Annotated in this window: 11 protein-coding genes and 1 pseudogene; 9 read left to right on the top strand and 3 right to left on the bottom strand. The window is 41.5% G+C overall.

The window, feature by feature from the left end; genetic code table 11:
* The first annotated feature begins 13 nt into the window (after nt 1–13).
* From NQ503_RS01050 to pepT, 5 genes and pseudogenes are all read left to right on the top strand, one after another.
* Complete coding sequence (locus tag NQ503_RS01050; RefSeq protein WP_044924607.1) at nt 14–997, top strand: helix-turn-helix transcriptional regulator; 984 nt, start codon at nt 14–16, stop codon at nt 995–997.
* A gap of 41 nt (nt 998–1038) precedes the next feature.
* On the top strand, nt 1039–2181 hold the full coding sequence (locus NQ503_RS01055; protein WP_005421721.1) for a Fic family protein: 1143 nt from the start codon (nt 1039–1041) through the stop codon (nt 2179–2181).
* A gap of 677 nt (nt 2182–2858) precedes the next feature.
* Nucleotides 2859–6065, top strand: a pseudogene (locus NQ503_RS01060) (response regulator).
* Between the two features lie 243 nt (nt 6066–6308).
* Nucleotides 6309–8333, top strand: coding sequence for an ATP-binding protein (locus tag NQ503_RS01065; protein ID WP_005421732.1), 2025 nt, complete (start codon nt 6309–6311; stop codon nt 8331–8333).
* A 50-nt stretch (nt 8334–8383) separates the two neighbouring features.
* On the top strand, nt 8384–9601 hold the full coding sequence (gene pepT, locus NQ503_RS01070; RefSeq protein ID WP_005421734.1) for a peptidase T: 1218 nt from the start codon (nt 8384–8386) through the stop codon (nt 9599–9601).
* 1 nt (nt 9602) lies between these two features.
* On the opposite strand, the gene NQ503_RS01075 is transcribed toward pepT, so the two are convergent.
* Nucleotides 9603–10385, bottom strand: coding sequence for an alpha/beta hydrolase (locus NQ503_RS01075; protein WP_005421736.1), 783 nt, complete (start codon nt 10383–10385; stop codon nt 9603–9605).
* Between the two features lie 217 nt (nt 10386–10602).
* Here NQ503_RS01075 and NQ503_RS01080 point away from each other — a divergent pair, with 217 nt between their 5' ends.
* Nucleotides 10603–11535 (top strand): prepilin-type N-terminal cleavage/methylation domain-containing protein, encoded by a 933-nt coding sequence (locus NQ503_RS01080; RefSeq protein ID WP_005421737.1) that lies wholly within the window; start codon nt 10603–10605, stop codon nt 11533–11535.
* A gap of 108 nt (nt 11536–11643) precedes the next feature.
* Nucleotides 11644–12492: an FKBP-type peptidyl-prolyl cis-trans isomerase gene (locus NQ503_RS01085; RefSeq protein ID WP_022388071.1), complete on the top strand. Its 849-nt coding sequence runs from the start codon at nt 11644–11646 to the stop codon at nt 12490–12492.
* A gap of 332 nt (nt 12493–12824) precedes the next feature.
* Here NQ503_RS01085 and NQ503_RS01090 read toward each other — a convergent pair whose 3' ends face one another.
* On the bottom strand, nt 12825–13586 hold the full coding sequence (locus NQ503_RS01090) for a TIGR03915 family putative DNA repair protein (RefSeq protein ID WP_005421744.1): 762 nt from the start codon (nt 13584–13586) through the stop codon (nt 12825–12827).
* A gap of 60 nt (nt 13587–13646) precedes the next feature.
* A complete protein-coding gene (locus NQ503_RS01095; RefSeq protein ID WP_005421746.1) occupies nt 13647–15188 on the bottom strand; it encodes a putative DNA modification/repair radical SAM protein in 1542 nt (513 codons plus the stop codon).
* 389 nt (nt 15189–15577) lie between these two features.
* On the opposite strand from NQ503_RS01095, the gene pflB reads away from it, so the two are divergent.
* The gene (pflB, locus tag NQ503_RS01100) at nt 15578–17833 is read left to right on the top strand and encodes a formate C-acetyltransferase (protein ID WP_005421747.1); all 2256 of its coding nucleotides are present in this window, start codon (nt 15578–15580) and stop codon (nt 17831–17833) included.
* 2 nt (nt 17834–17835) lie between these two features.
* Entirely contained in the window at nt 17836–18573 is a 738-nt protein-coding gene (gene pflA / locus NQ503_RS01105; RefSeq protein WP_005421749.1) for a pyruvate formate-lyase-activating protein, read from the top strand.
* Nucleotides 18574–18636: the final 63 nt, after the last annotated feature.

The following is an 18636-nucleotide window of genomic DNA, read 5'->3' on the forward strand; positions in this document are numbered from 1 at the left end:
GAAAGGGCAGATTATGGAAACAAAGTCAAGAATTTTATATTTACAAAAGATTTTACTGGAAAGAACCGATGAAGAAAATCCTCTTTCCACAACACAGTTAATCAATATATTGAATGACGAATACGGAATATCTGCACATAGAACGACGGTCACGAAAGACATTGCTGCGCTTCAGGAGTTTGGGATGGACATTGTTACTATCCATTCTACTCAGAGCAAATACTTTGTAGCCAGCCGTAAGTTTGAATTGCCGGAATTGAAACTGCTGATTGATGCAGTAGAGTCATCGAAGTTTATTACAAAGAAGAAAAGTGAAACTTTGATTGAGAAGATACATACGATGACCAGTCCGGGGCAGGTGGCAAAGCTGAAGCGTAATAACTATGTGGTCAATCGCATTAAGCCAGATAATGAGCAGATATATTACATCATTGACGCTATAAACGATGCCATCAATGCAGGTAAACAGATTTCTTTTCAGTATTATGATTATACTGGATTAAAGAAAAAGGTTCTGAAGAACAAGGGCGAAGTGTATAAGCTCAGTCCGTATAAACTTCTCTGGTGTGGGGACTATTATTATGTTCTCGGATATTCAGAGAAGAAAAGCAAGGTTATCAATTTCAGGGTAGACCGTATTGCTTCCAAGCCGGAGATATTGGATAAAGATATTATTCCTATGCCTGATAATTTTGATATTGAGAATTACACAAAGGAAGTTTTCTTTATGTTCTCAGGCGAAAAAGTCCTTGTGGATTTACGGTGTGATAACAGCCTGATGAAAACAATGGTTGACCGCTTCGGAGAAGATGTGACAACCCTTGCGTATGATATGACATCTTTCAGAGTACAGACAGAAGTATCAGCCAGTCCTACCTTTTTCGGTTGGGTGTTTGGCTTTAATGGCAAGGTACAGATACTTGCACCGGAAAGTGTGAAAGAACAGTACAGACAGATGATTGCACAAGCCGATGAGGATATGCAGCAAAGCGAATAATGCAGATTTGAATTATAAGACTATGAAGCGAGGTAGTGGATATGGAAAAAGACCCGTTTAAGGAATATTTAAGGGAGTCTGAACCGGATAAAGCTCATAAAGGATATGCTTGGAGTACCGCAATCGGACTTCAGGCGGTGGACGGACTCAAACCATCTAAATATTTGATTGATACAGCCATTCAGAATATTGAAGGCAAAATCACGATGAAGGAAGCACAGAGTCTTATTGACAGCTATTATAAAGAAAGACCAGTGCATTTGTCTGATGATGAACGTACCGAAGAAGCAGATAAGGTTTCTTCCCGTATTGCAGAAATTCTTTCTGAAACAGCGTTCTCATTTTCTCCGAATGAGTATATCTCTATCCACCGCAAACTCTTTCAGGGGATTTATAAACACGCCGGAAAGATTAGAGATTACAACATTACAAAGAAAGAATGGGTGCTTGATGGTGCAACTGTTATGTACGGCAGTGCTTCAGAACTGAGAGCCACACTTGAATATGATTTTTCGCAGGAGAAGGACTTTAGTTATAAAGGACTGTCAATGGACGAGATTATCCATCATCTGGCGGTATTCATTTCAAGGCTATGGCAAATCCATATCTTCGGGGAAGGCAATACGAGAACAACGGCGGTGTTCTTCATCAAATATCTAAGGACACTTGGATTTTCTGCAACCAATGATATTTTTGCGGAAAATGCGTGGTATTTCCGAAATGCACTTGTCCGTGCAAACTATACGAACCTGCAAAAAGGTATTCACGAAACAACAGAGTATCTGGAAGCGTTTCTCAGAAATCTACTTTTGAACGAGAAAAATGAGCTTCATAATCGAAATCTTCATATAAGTGAACTTTTGAATGAAGAAAAAGTGGACATTGGAGATAGAAAAGTGGATATTGAGAATGAAAAAGTGGACATTCAAGACAAAAAAGTGGATATTGAAAGTGTACTTTCCCAAAAAGGTAGTGACTTCTCAGTAAAAACGACGGTTCATATCCATAGACTCTTTGAAAAGTTTGGCTTTGATGAGGTGTTTGGAAGAAGTGCAGTTATGGAGATTCTTGAGCTGAAAGGTTCAGGTGCTTCAAAACTTCTTTCCAATTTGGTACAGGCAGATATTATTGAACCAGTATCTGGTTATGGAAAAGGAAAATATAAATTTAAGAATTATCCGTGATTGCAATGATGAGCAGCTTTTGCAAGGGTATTGATTCATGAAGAATGTACTGGGTTTATGGACCAGACCAGAAAGATATTACAATTATCGGACGGGAACCACATCCGGAAGATAAGAAAAATAGCGCATACGACCGAATTTCACTGTCGGATTTGTAGAATAAAACTGAATATGGAACTAAAACACGAGCAGTTAGTCTATGAAAAATAGGTTAGCTGCTTTTTTATGCAAAAAGGAGATGCCGTGTATGGGATATGCACGTAAAGATGTAGAGAAGACAAAGAAAATAGCAAAGAAGAATTGAATGTAAAACTCCTTACTGGTCTTGTAGAAAACTATGATGCAGTGTATGTGGAAAGAAAAAACCAGAATTGTCTTTGGCTGAAAGGATTTATCAGAGAAATGTCAAAAATTCAAATAAAAAAATATAGATTTTTTATTCGACATTATTGACGCATAAATAACTTTATGATATTTTATTTTTGGAAAAATGGAAATTATTTAAAGGCAAACCTACTGAAATGCAGGGACGCAAAGCGAGAAGAGGCACTGACATATTTTGGCAGGTGTCTTTTTTGTATGCAAAAATGAGTACGAAAACTGGCAGGGACAGGTTCTCTGTATACAAATAAAAGTAGGATGAAGAAGGCATAAGACGAAGAGAGGATTTTTATAAAGTGGGAAATTATGAAGACAAAATATATTCTTTAGGTGATAATGAACCGGGACAGACACAGACCATGTCACAGGCCGTACAGAAAACACTGGAAAATAATGGCGGGGTAGGTATAATGACAGGATCTTATGACCAAAACCTGTCTATTTTGTCTGTGGATAATCTGCTGTTGCATAGTACAGGATATACATTCGATACTTTCATGGAACAGACAAAAGGCTCATTGAGAAACTTCTTTTATGACGAGGAAGATATACTGGAGCGAGACCGTTTTTTGCAGCTTCACGGAACAGGGGAAGCACAGATCCTTGCAGCAGACGGTACAGTGAATAATGTACGGCTTTGTAAAGAGGATGCGACAGATGAGGCGGGCAGACAGATCTGGGTTATGTCCGTACAGGTCAACTGGGATCATGTAAATCTGGCACTGCTCAATGAGGCTATCTATTCCGGCTTCTGGTATTTTGACTGTGACGAAAACAGTGAGATTGTGAATGCAAACTGGAGTCATGAATTCCGAAAAATGCTTGGCTATCATGACACTCTGGACTTTCCGAATAAACTGGAATCCTAGTCAGATCTTCTGCATCCACAGGATAAAGAAAGAGTAATGGTGCAGCTTCAGGCGGCAATTAAGGATAAGACGAACCAGATAAAATACCAGGTAGAGTATCGTATGAGAATGAAGGATAATCAATACCAGTGGTTTCGGGCATCGGCAGAAGTAATACGCCGTCTGGATGGTTCTGCCAGCAGGATTGCCGGGATTTTTATTAACATTGATGCGGAGAAAAAAGAAATCATGCAGGCACAAAAATCTGCTGCTTTCCACCGGGCTTTTACGAAAGCAGATCTGTGCGAGTATTATGTGAATCTGGAAGCGAATACTTTTGATACCTTTAAGGTTGAACCGTCCCTGATGACCGTCTTTGAACAGAGTCATACGTGGGATGAATTGATCCGGCATTTTGTGGATTCCTATGTTGTGGAGAAAGATAAGAAGGCGGTATCCTCTTTTTACGACCGTGGTTATATTGCAGAAAGGCTGAAGGGTCTGGAAACCGAATTGGCTTTAGAGTGCCGTATCACTCTGAATGGAGAAGAACGATGGGTCCGCAATGTGGTCATACGTGGCGAAATAGAGGATTCAGAATATGCCATGATCTTTCTGCGGGATATCACGGAGGCAAAGGTAGAGAGCGCACGGCATCTACAGATGGCAGCGGACAATGCTTCCATGGAGCTGCTGATCCAGAGTATTGTGCGGCTGGTTGACCGTTTTGTTGTTTGTGATCTGGAAAATGACAGATATGAATTCTATAACCTGAATGGTCAGATGATATATAAACCTCTGGGATTCTATCATGATTTCCAGATGCAGGTTCTTGAAAAGTATAAGACACTGGAACCATTGGATGCTCTGGATATCCTGACAGCACCGGAAAATATCCGGAAGAATCTGAAAAGTGAAAATGATATTTATAAGTTTGAGTATTGCAGCCTGGATGAAAAGACTTATAAAATCGCTTCTTATATTCCCTTGGAATGGAAGAATGGAAAGCTGGAAAAGGTATTGCTGGCATCCATGGATGTGACACAGGAGAAGAAAGCAGAGATTGAATCCCGTCAGGCACTGAAAGAGGCTTACTGGTCCGCAGAAAATGCAAATCGTGCGAAAACAGAATTCCTTTCCAATATGTCCCATGATATCCGGACACCGATGAATGCCATTGTCGGTCTGACGGCAATCGCAGGAGCAAATATTGAGAGTCAGGACAGAGTCATTGAATGTCTCAGTAAGATTACAAAATCAAGCCGACACCTGTTGGGGCTGATCAATGAAGTGCTGGATATGGCACGTATTGAAAGTGGAAAAATGACGCTGGCACAGGAGGATTTCAATCTGCCGGATCTGGTGGATAATCTCATTACACTAACAAAACCGGTGCTTGATGAACATAAACACAATTTTGATGTACGCATTAATCACATTGAACATGAGGATGTCTGTGGTGACAGCCTGAGGATCCAGCAGGTGTTTGTGAATCTGATGAGTAATGCAATCAAGTATACACTGGATGGTGGGAATATTACTTTTTCCATAGAGGAAAAGCCAAATGGATTTTCGGAACTTGGATGCTATGAATTTACGATTGAGGATAATGGAATCGGTATGTCACCGGAATTTCAGAAAATCATGTTTGATCCTTTCAGCCGTGCAGATGACCACCGGACAACTAAGGTTCAGGGAACTGGTCTGGGAATGGCAATCAGCAGAAATATTGTGAACCTGATGAATGGCAATATTAAAGTGGACAGCACCTTACACAAGGGAACTAAAATTACAGTAACCATTTATCTGGAGCTTCAGGAAAAAGAAAAAGAACAGGACAGAAATCTGATGAATCTGCCTGTTCTGGTTGTGGATGATGATAAGACATGCTGTGAAAGTACAGTTGCTACACTGAAAGAAATCGGTATTACAGGTGAATGGGTTCTCTCTGGCAGAGAAGCTGTTGAGCGCTGCTATGCACGTCATGAGCTAAAAAATGATTACTTTGCTGTCATCCTGGACTGGAAGATGCCGGACATGGATGGTATAGAAACAGCCAGACAGATCCGGAAACGGATAGGGAAAGAGATTACCATTATTGTACTGACATCTTATGAATTCAGTGAGATTGAAGAAGAAGCAAAGGCTGCAGGCGTAGATGCTTTTATTGCAAAACCGCTGTTCCGTTCCCGGCTGACGGCTACATTGCGGCAGTTTACTTCAGGAAGAAAAGAAAAAACAGCAAGAAATTATCTGGATGAGCTGTCAGAATCAGACTACACGGGAAAAAGGATTCTGCTGGTTGATGATAATGAGTTGAACAGAGAAATTGCTGGTGAAATTCTGCAGATGACAGGGGCAGAAGTGGAAACAGCAGAAAATGGGAAAATTGCAGTTGAAAAAGTGGAAGCTTCTCCGGAAGGATTGTATGATCTTGTTTTTATGGATATCCAAATGCCTGTCATGAATGGTTATGAGGCAACTGCAGCAATCAGGAGCCTTCCGGGTGAAAAGGGAAAACTGCCTATTGTTGCCATGACTGCCAATGCTTTTGCAGAAGATGTACAGCTGGCCAAAAATACAGGCATGAATGGACATATCGCAAAACCGCTGGATATGAATAAGCTGAATGATGTTCTGGAAAGTTGGCTGTAATTGCTTTCCAGATGTATAAAAACTGGTGGGGAGGGGCACCGAAACTATATGGTATTGAAATATTGTCATGGACACATGTCTTGAAAAGATGATGGCAGAACAATATGTCGCTGTGATATAATACAATAAATGATTTTATGTGGAAATTCGAAATTTTGGAAAGAGAATAAAAAGCGGATAAACTTTACGAATAAAACAGAAAACTTAAATTCATTTAAGACTTTTTAAGCATGAGGGAACCGTATGGATGATTTCAAAAAACTCACAGAGCAACTTATGAAAATATATAGTAATGCTGAATCAGTAAATGATTTGGGTATAGAAAATTATTTTGATGAAAATATCAGTCTGATTGGAACTGGTAAACACGAGTTATTCGCGAATCTACATGAGTTTTTAGAATCATTTAAATTTGATGTAAAACGAAGAGGTAAAATCAGAATCGAAGTACAAAATTTACATCAGATAGAAGAGCGGCTTGATGATGACCATGTTCTTGCACACGGAACAGTAGATTTTGTTGGTCTGTTTAAAGATGGTTCGATCTGTTTTAAAATGGAGACAAGATTTACGATTATCTATAAGTGGACGAATGGGAAATGGTTAGTTCAGCATCTGCATCAGTCAATACCTGATTTGGAACAGATGGACGGTGAAGAGTTCCCTGTTACCTTGGGAAAACAGGTAAAAAAAACCCGGCAGGCATTTCATGCATTAGGCACTGCCTATTATTTGATCTTAAGGTTGAATTTAAAAACAAAGAGAGTTGAATTTGTTAAAAAAAATCGAAAAATAAATATTGATATTAAAGATAATAATATCGAATGGAATCTTCAGATCGAGACTATTGAAAGGATTATAGCAGAACCGTTTGTACAGAAGTGTATAGATTTTTTTGATATACAAACCATGGCAGCGCGGCTTCATAATAAAGAATCTATGTCTTCCGAATTCAAACTAAAGGAAGGATCATGGTTTCTTTCTATGGTAATTCCTCAGAATTATGATAAAAATGGAAATGTCACATCAGTATTGATTGCGAATCGAGATGTGACAGATGAAAAAATGCGGGAATTAAGACAGGAGGAGGAATTGCGGGAAGCTAAATTAAAAGCAGAATGTGCAAATAAAGCAAAATCGTCATTTCTGTTCAATATGTCACATGACATCCGTACTCCTATGAATGCAATCATTGGTTATGCCGAACTGGCATCCAGACATTTGCAGGAAACAGAAAAACTTGGCAGATATCTTGAAAAAATTCAAATATGCGGAAAAGAACTTTTATCGATGCTTGGTAATGTTCTGGATCTTGCAAGAATTGAAAATAATAAAGTCGAAATGGAATACACTGTTTCGAATGTTCATGAGTGCTTTGAAAATTGTATCATTATGTTCCAGCAACAGGCAGAAAGTAAAAATCAGACTCTCTCTCTGACAGAACAAATCATGTATCCGTATGTATATATGGATGCACCACATCTGTCAGAAGTCTGTCTTAATATTATAAGCAATGCGATAAAGTATACAAATACAGGAGGTGCTATATCCTGTAATGTTGTACAGAAATCTTGTGAAAAAGAAGACTGGTGCAATATGATCATTACCATTACCGATAATGGAATTGGTATGTCTGAAGAATTCCAAAAGCGTATTTTTGAAATTTTTGAAAGAGAACGTAACACGACATTAAGTCATATTGATGGCAGTGGCATTGGAATGGGCATTACAAAAAAGCTTGTAGAGCTCATGGATGGCACAATAGAAGTGGAAAGTAAGCAGGGTGAGGGTTCCACATTTACAGTAACTATTCCTTGCCGAAAAGCGTCAGAAGACGATTCTCTGGTGAAGAAAAACAGTAATCTGTGCAATAAGAATTGCCTGAACGGTGTTCGGATTTTGTTGGTTGAAGATAATGAGATCAACACTGAAATCGCAACGGAATTATTGACGGAAGAAGGATGTATTGTTGAGACTGCCAATGATGGTGTTGTATGTATTGACATGATTGAAAAAGCTGATGCTGATTATTACAAGATGATCCTTATGGATATCCAGATGCCGGTTATGAATGGATATGACGCTACATTAACTATCCGAAAGATGAAGGATACGAAAAAAGCCAGGATCCCAATTATTGCGATGACTGCCAATGCTTTCGCAGAAGATATACAAAAGGTTCTTTCTGTTGGAATGAATGCTCATGTTGCAAAGCCTGTTGATATGAATATTCTTGTCCCAACAATGATGAAATATTTAAAAGAATAAGACAATCCGGAGATATACATCAGACAGAGAACTACAAAGGAGCAGATATTATGAAAGCATGGGAAAGACTGATCAACTATGTGACAGTGCGTACGCCGAGTGATGAAGAGAGTGAGACAGTTCCGTCTTCTGTGTGTCAGTTTGATCTGGCGAGGAAGCTGGAAAAAGAAATGAAGGAACTTGGCCTGACAGAGGTAGTCCTTGATGATAAGTGTTATCTGTATGGAAAACTTCCGGCGACGGAAGGAAAAAAAGAGATTCCGGCACTTGGATTTATCGCACACATGGATACAGTTTCTGATTTTTGTGATCATGAGATCCGACCGATGGTTACCAAAAATTATGATGGCGGGGATCTGGTACTTGGCACAAGCGGACTGGTATTGAGTCCGAAGGAATTTCCACATCTGACAGGGCTAAAAGGACGTACACTGCTCACTTCGGATGGAACAACGATTCTGGGAGCAGATGACAAAGCAGGAATTGCAGAGATTCTGACTATGATTGAAAGAATCCAGACAGAAAATCGGCCGCATGGCACGATTTGTGTAGCATTTACTCCGGATGAGGAAATTGGAATGGGAGCAGAACATTTCAATCTGGATCAGTTTGGCGCAGAGTATGCTTATACTCTGGATGGTGACAGTGAAGGGGAGATTCAGTACGAGAATTTTAATGCCTGCAAAGCAGAATTTGAAATCAGGGGATTTAATGTTCATCCGGGTGAAGGAAAAGATACGATGATCAATGCCAGTCTGGTTGCGATAGAGATCAACAACTGCCTGCCATCTATGGAGACACCGAGAGGAACCGAAGACTATGAGGGATTTTATCATCTGATCAGCATGCAGGGGGAAGTCGGTGAAGCGAAACTTAATTATATTGTCAGAGATCATGACAAAAACGGATTCGAAGAGCGGAAGAAGACTCTTCGACTGATAGAAAAGAACTTAAATGCAAAGTGGGGCGAAGGGACGGTAACGCTTAAGATTACTGACCAGTACCTCAATATGAAAGAAATTGTAGAAGAGCACATGCATCTGATCGACCATGCGAAAAAGGCATGTGAGGCAGTAGGTGTGGCACCATTGATCCTTCCAATTCGTGGAGGAACCGATGGATGCCAGTTAAGCTTCAAAGGACTGCCGTGTCCAAATCTTGGAACAGGTGGACATGCTTTTCATGGACCATATGAGCATATCAGTGTGGAAGGAATGGAGAAGAGTGTGGAGCTCCTTCTTGCCCTGATTCAGGAATATACGAAATAATCTACGGAGTTGCAATAAAACGGTTAACATGCTCCATTGTGGCTTTTATAATCGAAAGATCTGCCTGTACATCGCCGGTCTCCAGAGAGTGATTGGCATTTGGCGTAAGAAAAAGAGGGACTTCTTTTTGTTCAGCCAGTGTACGGATAGAGTCTGTTTCTGCCCATGGATCTGCAGTACCGTGAAATGCAATGCTGCCGGGACGAGCAAAGGAAAAAGTGCCAGTCAGAGGTGTGAACAGGATGCTTTTTCCTTTTATATTATGTCTGGAAGCATAAGCGGAAGCGATAACTGTACCGATGCTTTTGGAAATAAAGAGAATGCTGCCATAGGAATTCCAGTCGATATCCTGCAGAGCCTGTTCTGTTTGTTCATAAGCAAGCTCAAAAGCCTGCTTCATTTTTGCGTGATCACCCTTGACATTCTCAGGGAGGGTTCCATAGGATACAGCGAGAATCTGATACCCATAATGTCTGGCAAGACGGCTTGCATAATACAGGAGTGGTTTGTCAGCAGTATAGCCGATTCCCGGGAAAATTACTGCCAGTTTTGGGGCGCTTTTATCAGAATCATAAGTATATGCAGATGCTTTGTCATAGAGCATTTGCTGATGAATTTTTTCCTGAAGGTCTTTTAAGGTCACAGAGATTGTATAAGGCTCTTCCGGGAGATAATCATAACCGGTGAGAACACCGTTTTCTTCCATGGCATAAACAATGTGCAATGCCCCCATAAGTTCCATATCGTCTTCAATATCAGAAAGTAATTCTTCGTATGTTTTCATCTTGATTTGTTCCTCGTATTTATATTTTATAAAATTCAGTCATGTGTATAAAAAACAAAATAATTATTGCATGTTTTATTAAAACGGGCAAGGAAAATTGAAAAACTCCTGCCAGTTACCTGGTTAAGGTGTCAATAAAATTGGGGAATAGCTTGCAAATCACGATCAAATAAAATATGATATAGAGATGTTAAACTATACAATGTAAGGAAAATATATGAAAAACAGAAACAAAGGTTTTACACTTGTGGAACTTGTGATCATCATTGCAATTCTTGCGATTCTTATAGGTGTTCTTGCACCGACTTATACCAAATATATAGAAAAAAGCAGGGAATCAACTGATCTTGCAAATGTCAGGACGGCGTATGACAAAGTGGTGATGGAAACGGGAATAGAGGGAAATGAAGATGTAAAGGAGATCGTTCATCTGAAGCAGAAAATAGACAAATGGCAGTCTTCAGATACGGTGACAATTGCCGGAATCTCTCATTCCAATGATGATCCGGATACGGATAACTGGAAAGGGTATCCTGTTGCAGGTGGAATATGCGAAGTGTCCATGAATCCTGAAACCGGTATTTTATTTGACTGGAAAACCGGAAAAGGAGACAGTGTAGAAAACGATGAAGTAAAAGAATACTGGTTTAACCTGGAAGAAAACTTCGACAGAGTTCTTCAGGAAAGTAATGCACTGAACGGTGTAACTGGCATCTTTGAAATCGATTCCAGATGCCAAAAATCTACTATGGTTCCAAGGATAGAGATGAAGATGGCATCTGACAGTCTCCTTAAGAAAGGAACCTGGGCATATTATGGAAGGGCGAAGGATGCTAGAAAACGTGCTTTGCTCTGGACTTCTGTTAATACAGATGTTGTCGGTGCGAACCAGAAGATTCCTGTGATTGTCTGCACGGCAGATAATAAATATTATGTAGCAGAATCTACAACCGCCAAACGTACAGGATATGGCCCTGATTACGTTGCGATTGCAGCGCAGATGAGCACAGGCACTGCAAAAAAAGAGCTGGATGAGACCGCAGTAAAATATGACAGTCTTCAGGCCGCATACGACGCATATAAAAAACTGCTCACAGATGGAAAATATAAGCAATATAAAAATTCGTTGGATTTTAATATTCATTGGTGAAGGTAACTGGTGAAGATGGTTATTCCTTTGCAGTTTACTGGTTGCTTTTATTTCTCCGACAAGCTATACTAATCTGAGCGACAAAGTATGGATTGGAGGATTTTTATAATGAAAATTGCAGTAACTTATGATAATGGAAATGTTTTTCAGCATTTTGGAAAAACAGAAAACTTTAAGGTTTATGAAGTAGAAGACAACAAAGTTGTTTCAAGTGAAGTGATCGGTTCTAACGGAACTGGACATGGTGCCCTGGCCGGACTTCTGGCAGAACAGGGGATTGATGTACTGATCTGCGGTGGTATTGGAGGAGGTGCACAGACTGCACTTGCGGAGGCAGGTATTCAGTTATGCTCCGGTGCACAGGGAAATACCGATGAAGTAGTAGAAGCTTATCTGAAGGGCGAACTGGAATCAGCAGGAACAACCTGTGACCATCATCATGAAGAAGGACATTCCTGTGGAAACCATGAGGAAGGGGAGTCCTGTGGAAGCAGCTGTGGCGGCTGTGGTTCACATAAACCGGCATTTTCCGGACCGAATGTAGGAAAGACATGCCGTACACATTACAAGGGAACATTCAACGATGGAACACAGTTTGATTCTTCCTATGATCGTGGACAGCCGCTGGAGTTTGTCTGCGGAGCAGGACAGATGATCAAAGGCTTTGATGCAGCTGTTGCAGACATGAAGGTCGGAGAAATCAAAGAAATCCATCTGATGCCGGAAGAGGCTTATGGACAGCCGAATCCGGATGCGATCTTTACTCTTGAGATTGAACAGCTTCCGGGTGCAGAGGACCTGACAGTAGGTCAGCAGGTATATTTGTCTAATCAGTATGGGCAGCCTTTCCCGGTCAAAGTTACAGCCAAAGATGAAAAGACAATTACATTTGATGCCAATCACGAGATGGCTGGTAAAGAGCTGAACTTTAAGATCGAGCTTGTAGAAGTAAAATAAATGTCGAAGAAGTGCGGAGTTTGTCAATAAGTTTCGAACTCTTTTGATGGACGTACACAGTGCGGCATGCTAGTATGGAAGAAAGAAAATTATGTAGCTGTCTGGCGGCATTAAAGGACAGTGATATGATTCGTTTCTGCTTTATTCTGTGCGGCATGCCGCTTCTTTTGTTCTAAGACCGTTCTGGTTGAGAAAGGGAAATCTCCATGTTTTACTTGCGTTGTCGGGCGAAATTTCCATGTGTAATGAATAGGATATGATGAAAAAAGACCGGAATGCGTTGTTTCGGTCTTTTTATGTGGTGGAAACTGATCTATCAGGGCATTCTTGAATTATCTGAATTCCACGGCATGTTTTCTTTTCCAGATGGGAAATAAATTTCGCTGGCAGACGTAATTCTTCCGTTGTTCAATGCTTATGGAATGGAAGAATGTTTTCCACATATCAGTATATTCATCTTCATAAGATTCTGTCTTTTGTAATACCGAAAATTCATCGTCCGTCAGATAGCGCAGATAATTTTCACCATCTTTTACATGTACACAGGCAGTTTTGCGGTTATCATCGATGATCATCCAGTGTTCGGAGGGCATACGGTTGGCAAAATGGTTGCCAACCAGCATGATTACATCATTCCGGGGCTCCAAATGACTGACATAGACCTGGTTTTCCAGACTTTGAAAACGGGCAAATTCCCGAAAATGATGCGCTTCATTTGATACCTGGCGCCGGAGTTCGAGAAGATTCATTACATGTGGATTCGTATATTGCTCGACTACAGTACTGCCAATAGCAAACCCCACCCGAAGAAAGTCATAGATTGCCTGCAGAGCGTTCTCATCCGCAGATAATGAGGCGTAGTAGATGTTCATGTATGCAGTTTCAGAGATGCTTCTCCGAATGGAGCGTATAACCTTTTCTGCTTTGGAAGGATCACCATCCACATGGATATATTCATCAAACATTGTTTGTTGAAAGATAGGTTCTTTCTTTAGTCCAATCTGGTTATGACCGACTTTCAGGGCTTCTGACCAGGCATCATAGATGCAGGTCATGATATCCGTTAAGCGGTCCTGGCAAGTATATATTTTCATATTTTTATTCCGTATTCTGATCCTATATGTAAAAGTGGCTGGAAACTGGCAGAGGGAAGTTTAGCCGATCCCAAAATCAGCGAGAGTCATCTGGGAATAAGATTCATTGGAATGTTGTACTTTCCAGGAATCTTTTGCATCTACCTGAACCAGCTGTCGGGTGATATAGGCTTCTTCAATGGGAGTACGATACATTTGTCTGCCACCGCAGGTGATAAAATAATGTGCGCGTTTCAAAACTACGCCCATTCTTTTCAGATTGTCAAAATTCAGACGGCCATATTGTCTGGCATAAGTGATCCGGCTGGCGGATTTTGGCCCGATTCCGGGAACCCGAAGCAACGTGGCATAAGATGCTTTTTCAACTTCCACTGGAAAGTGTTCCAGATGGTGCAGCGCCCAGTCGCATTTGGGATCCAGCAGTTCATTGAAGTTGGGCTGAGATTCGGATAACAGTTCATCTGCCTGGAAGCCATAGAAGCGTAGCAGCCAGTCTGCCTGATACAGGCGATGTTCCCGCAGAAGTGGAGGTGGAGTTCCAATCTGAGGGAGAATGGAGTCATCATTTAACGGAATATATGCCGAATAGAAGACTCGTTTCAGATCAAAGCCCTGGTACAGAGCCTGGCTCGTCTGTAACAGAGTATAGTCACTTTCGCCAGTGGCACCGATGATCATCTGGGTACTCTGCCCTGCCGGAGCGAAATTCCGTTTCAGATCGGACATGTCAAGAGGTGCCAGCTGACAGGCATTTTCCCATGTCAGGATATGTTTCGTGAATTTATTTTTATCACGGGAGATAAGATTCGGATCCTCTTTTTTGAGGGGAGGATTGTTCCCGGGTTTTGCATCGGTATTCTGCATATTGAGTTTTTCTCTGAAGGTTTTTTTGGAATCGTCTGAGAAAATACCATTTCTTAAAAACTGATTTCCCCGGCTTCGATCCATATATGCAGATTTTCCAGCAGCTATCCGGTGAGAGACAATAGTATTTTGTACTTTTCCCATGGGATTCAGGATATTCTGCATGGTTTTATTGGGGGCAAGAGAACGCAGAGCTGTTTCTGTCGGAAGTTCCAGATTGACACTGATGCGGTCTGCCAGATATCCGGCCGCGGCAAGCAGCTCGTCAGAGGCCCCGGGAATTGTTTTTACATGAATGTATCCGTTGAAATGGTACCGGGTACGGAGGAGCAGCAGTGTCTCACACATTTTCTCCATGGTATAGGTCGGATTTTTTAAGACACCGGAGCTTAAGAAGAGCCCTTCGATATAGTTCCGTTTGTAAAATTCAACGGTTAGTTCACAGATTTCCTGTGGCGTAAAGGTGGCGCGGCGTACATCATTGCTGGCACGGTTGATGCAATATTTACAGTCATAGGCACAATGATTTGTCATCAGGATCTTGAGAAGGGAAATACATCTTCCATCAGCGGCAAAACTGTGACAGATGCCACATGCCTCTGCATTGCCGAGCTCTCCTTTCTTTCCGCGTCGGCTGGAACCGCTTGAAGTACATGCGACATCGTATTTTGCTGCATCTGCCAGAATCTGTAACTTTTCCTGCGTTGTGTAATTATCATTTGTAATCTCTGTTATCATACATCTATTATACAAACACATGTTCTTGAAATCAAGAACTTTTTAGAACATTCGTTCGACAAAAGCTCCAAAAAGCTACCCATTGCAATGTCAGGGTGAGGAAGATTATAATAAGAAGAAACAGAAACCGGAAAAGTCGAAAAAATTAGTGTTGCACTCGTAAAAATACAATATATTGATAAAAACTTTCAAAATACAACTACAAATTGTACAAAATTAAAAGCATGCGTTAATTAATTGACAAAGGTGCTTTCAATAGTGTACACTAGCGGCGTGAACGAGGGAGAGTTCACATGTAACTATAATAAGATTCCGGTCTTATTTTTCTTTTAGGAGAAAAGTTAGACGGGACATACGCGGAATAAATTCTATTTTAGAGAGGTGCAAAAATGAAAAACTTTTCACAGTGGGAAGGTTTCAAAGGAAACCGTTGGAAAGAAAAAATCGACGTTCGTAATTTTATTTCAATGAACTACACACCATATGACGGAGATGCTTCCTTCCTGGAAGAACCTACAGAGGCTACAAACAAACTGTGGGGAAAACTTCAGGAACTTCAGAAAGAAGAGCGTGCAAAAGGCGGCGTTCTGGATATGGAGACAGAGGTTGTTACATCTCTGACAGCATATGGCCCGGGATACATCGATGAAGACCTCAAAGATCTTGAAAAAGTTGTTGGTCTGCAGACAGACAAACCGCTGAAACGTGCATTCATGCCATACGGTGGTATCAAAATGGCAGAGCAGGCATGTGAGACTTACGGATACAAAGTAAGCGACAAGATCAAAGACGTTTTCCATAACTACGAATTTAAAACACACAACCAGGGTGTATTTGATATCTACACACCAGAAATGAAAGCAGCCCGTCACAACAAAATCCTGACAGGTCTTCCGGATACTTATGGACGTGGACGTATCGTTGGTGACTACAGACGAGTAGCACTGTACGGTATCGACGCTCTGATCGAAGGAAAACAGAAAGACTTTGCAGCTTGCGACCGTCAGGGTATGAGACGTTATGACTTCCAGCTTCGTGAGGAAATCGCAGATCAGATTCGCGCACTCAAAGGCATGAAAGTTATGGCTGAAGCTTACGGATATGATATTTCACAGCCGGCTAAAGATGCAAGAGAAGCATTCCAGTGGCTGTACTTCGGATATCTTGCAGCAATCAAGACTCAGAACGGTGCTGCAATGAGTGTTGGACGTATCTCTACATTCCTTGATATCTATATTGAAAGAGATCTTGAGAACGGAACTCTTACAGAGAAAGAAGCTCAGGAGCTTGTTGACCACATGGTAATGAAATTCCGTATGGTTAAATTTGCACGTATTCCTTCTTACAACCAGCTGTTCTCCGGTGACCCGGTATGGGCAACTCTGGAAGTTGCAGGTATGGGACAGGATGGACGTACAATGGTAACAAAGAACGACTTCCGTTTCCTGCACACTCTGGAAGACATGGGACCGGCTCCGGAACCGAACCTTACTGTTCTGTATTCTTCAAGACTGCCGGAAAACTTCAAGAAATATGCAGCTGACATCTCCGTACTGACAAGCTCTATCCAGTATGAGAACGATGATGTTATGCGTCCGGTATGGGGCGATGACTACAGCATCTGCTGCTGTGTATCTGCTACTGAGACAGGTAAAGAAATGCAGTTCTTCGGAGCTCGTGCAAACCTTGCAAAATGCCTTCTGTACGCTATCAACGGTGGTGTTGATGAGAAGACAAAACAGCAGGTAGGACCTCAGTATCAGCCAATTACTTCTGAATACCTTGACTATGACGAAGTAATCGCAAAATATGACAAGATGATGGACTGGCTGGCTCATCTGTATGTTGGAACACTGAACATGATCCACTACATGCATGACAAATACTACTATGAAGCAGCAGAAATGGCTCTGATCGATACAAAGGTTGACCGTTCCTTCGCAACTGGTATCGCAGGATTCTCTCACGTAGTAGACTCCCTGTCCGCTATCAAATATGCAAAAGTTAAAGCAATCCGTGACGAAGACGGAATCACAACAGATTTCGTAGTAGAAGGTGACTTCCCACGTTATGGTAACGATGATGACAGAGCAGATGAGATCGCAACAACACTGCTTTCTACATTCCTTGAGAAACTGAAACATATCCATACCTATCGTGATTCAAAACCTACTACTTCTATCCTTACCATCACATCCAACGTTGTTTATGGTAAAGCTACAGGATCCCTTCCGGATGGAAGAAAAGCAGGCGAGCCGCTGGCACCTGGTGCTAACCCGTCCTACGGCGCAGAGCAGAACGGACTTCTTGCTTCCCTCAACTCTGTTGCAAAACTGGACTATGAAGATGCCCTTGACGGAATCTCCAATACTCAGACCATCAACCCGGATGCTCTGGGACATACAGAAGAAGAACGTACAGAGAACCTTGTTCATGTACTTGACGGATACTTTGACCAGGGTGCTCATCACCTCAACGTTAATGTATTTGGTAAAGAAAAACTGATCGATGCAATGGAACATCCGGAAAAAGAAGAGTACGCAAACTTCACAATCCGTGTATCCGGATATGCAGTTAAATTCATCGACCTTACAAGAGAGCAGCAGCTGGATGTTATCGCCAGAACCTGCCACGACAGAATGTAATAATGAGTGAAGAAATCAAAGGATATGTCCATTCTCTGGAAAGCTTCGGATCAGTAGACGGACCGGGCGTCAGATATGTGATATTCCTGAGTGGATGTGCAATGCGCTGCCAGTTCTGCCATAATCCGGACACCTGGAAAATGGGAGAGGGGCAGCAGTACACCCCGTCTCAGCTTCTGAAACAGGCTCTTCGCTATAAGAATTACTGGGGTAACAAAGGTGGAATCACTGTGAGCGGAGGAGAACCGCTTCTCCAGATTGATTTCCTGACAGAACTTTTCCGTCAGGCAAAGGCAGCAGGAGTTCATACAACTCTTGATACCAGCGCCAATCCTTACACAGAAAAAGAACCTTTTTATTCCAAATGGCTGGAGCTTATGAAGTATACTGATCTTGTCCTTCTCGATATCAAACAGATTGACGAAGAAGAACACATCAAGCTTACAGGACAGTCCAATAAGAATATCCTGGCAATGGCACGGAAATTGTCAGATATGGGAAAACCAATGTGGATCCGTCACGTACTTGTTCCCGGAGGCAGCGATAAAGATGAGTATCTCCACAGGCTTGCTGATTTTATCCATACTTTAAAAACAGTGGAGAGAGTCGAAGTGCTTCCGTACCATACACTCGGTGTATTTAAGTGGGAACAGCTGGGAATTCCTTATCCGCTGGAAGGCGTCAGACCGCCATCCGAAGAACGGATCAATAACGCCAGAGAAATTCTGGGAGCGATATAAACCGGTCAGAAGACTGGAAATAAAAAAGATCTCAATGCCAGTGATGGCAGGGGGATCTTTTTT

Source organism: Blautia obeum ATCC 29174, from assembly GCF_025147765.1.
In the GTDB taxonomy this organism is placed as follows: domain Bacteria; phylum Bacillota; class Clostridia; order Lachnospirales; family Lachnospiraceae; genus Blautia_A; species Blautia_A obeum.

Bases quoted from the DNA above. Each gene is read 5' to 3' on its own strand.
- NQ503_RS01050 (WP_044924607.1), top strand. From the start codon at position 14: ATGGAAACAAAGTCAAGAATTTTATATTTACAAAAGATTTTACTGGAA.
- NQ503_RS01055 (WP_005421721.1), top strand. From the start codon at position 1,039: ATGGAAAAAGACCCGTTTAAGGAATATTTAAGGGAGTCTGAACCGGAT.
- NQ503_RS01065 (WP_005421732.1), top strand. From the start codon at position 6,309: ATGGATGATTTCAAAAAACTCACAGAGCAACTTATGAAAATATATAGT.
- pepT (WP_005421734.1), top strand. From the start codon at position 8,384: ATGAAAGCATGGGAAAGACTGATCAACTATGTGACAGTGCGTACGCCG.
- NQ503_RS01075 (WP_005421736.1), bottom strand. From the start codon at position 10,385: ATGAAAACATACGAAGAATTACTTTCTGATATTGAAGACGATATGGAA.
- NQ503_RS01080 (WP_005421737.1), top strand. From the start codon at position 10,603: ATGAAAAACAGAAACAAAGGTTTTACACTTGTGGAACTTGTGATCATC.
- NQ503_RS01085 (WP_022388071.1), top strand. From the start codon at position 11,644: ATGAAAATTGCAGTAACTTATGATAATGGAAATGTTTTTCAGCATTTT.
- NQ503_RS01090 (WP_005421744.1), bottom strand. From the start codon at position 13,586: ATGAAAATATATACTTGCCAGGACCGCTTAACGGATATCATGACCTGC.
- NQ503_RS01095 (WP_005421746.1), bottom strand. From the start codon at position 15,188: ATGATAACAGAGATTACAAATGATAATTACACAACGCAGGAAAAGTTA.
- pflB (WP_005421747.1), top strand. From the start codon at position 15,578: ATGAAAAACTTTTCACAGTGGGAAGGTTTCAAAGGAAACCGTTGGAAA.
- pflA (WP_005421749.1), top strand. From the start codon at position 17,836: ATGAGTGAAGAAATCAAAGGATATGTCCATTCTCTGGAAAGCTTCGGA.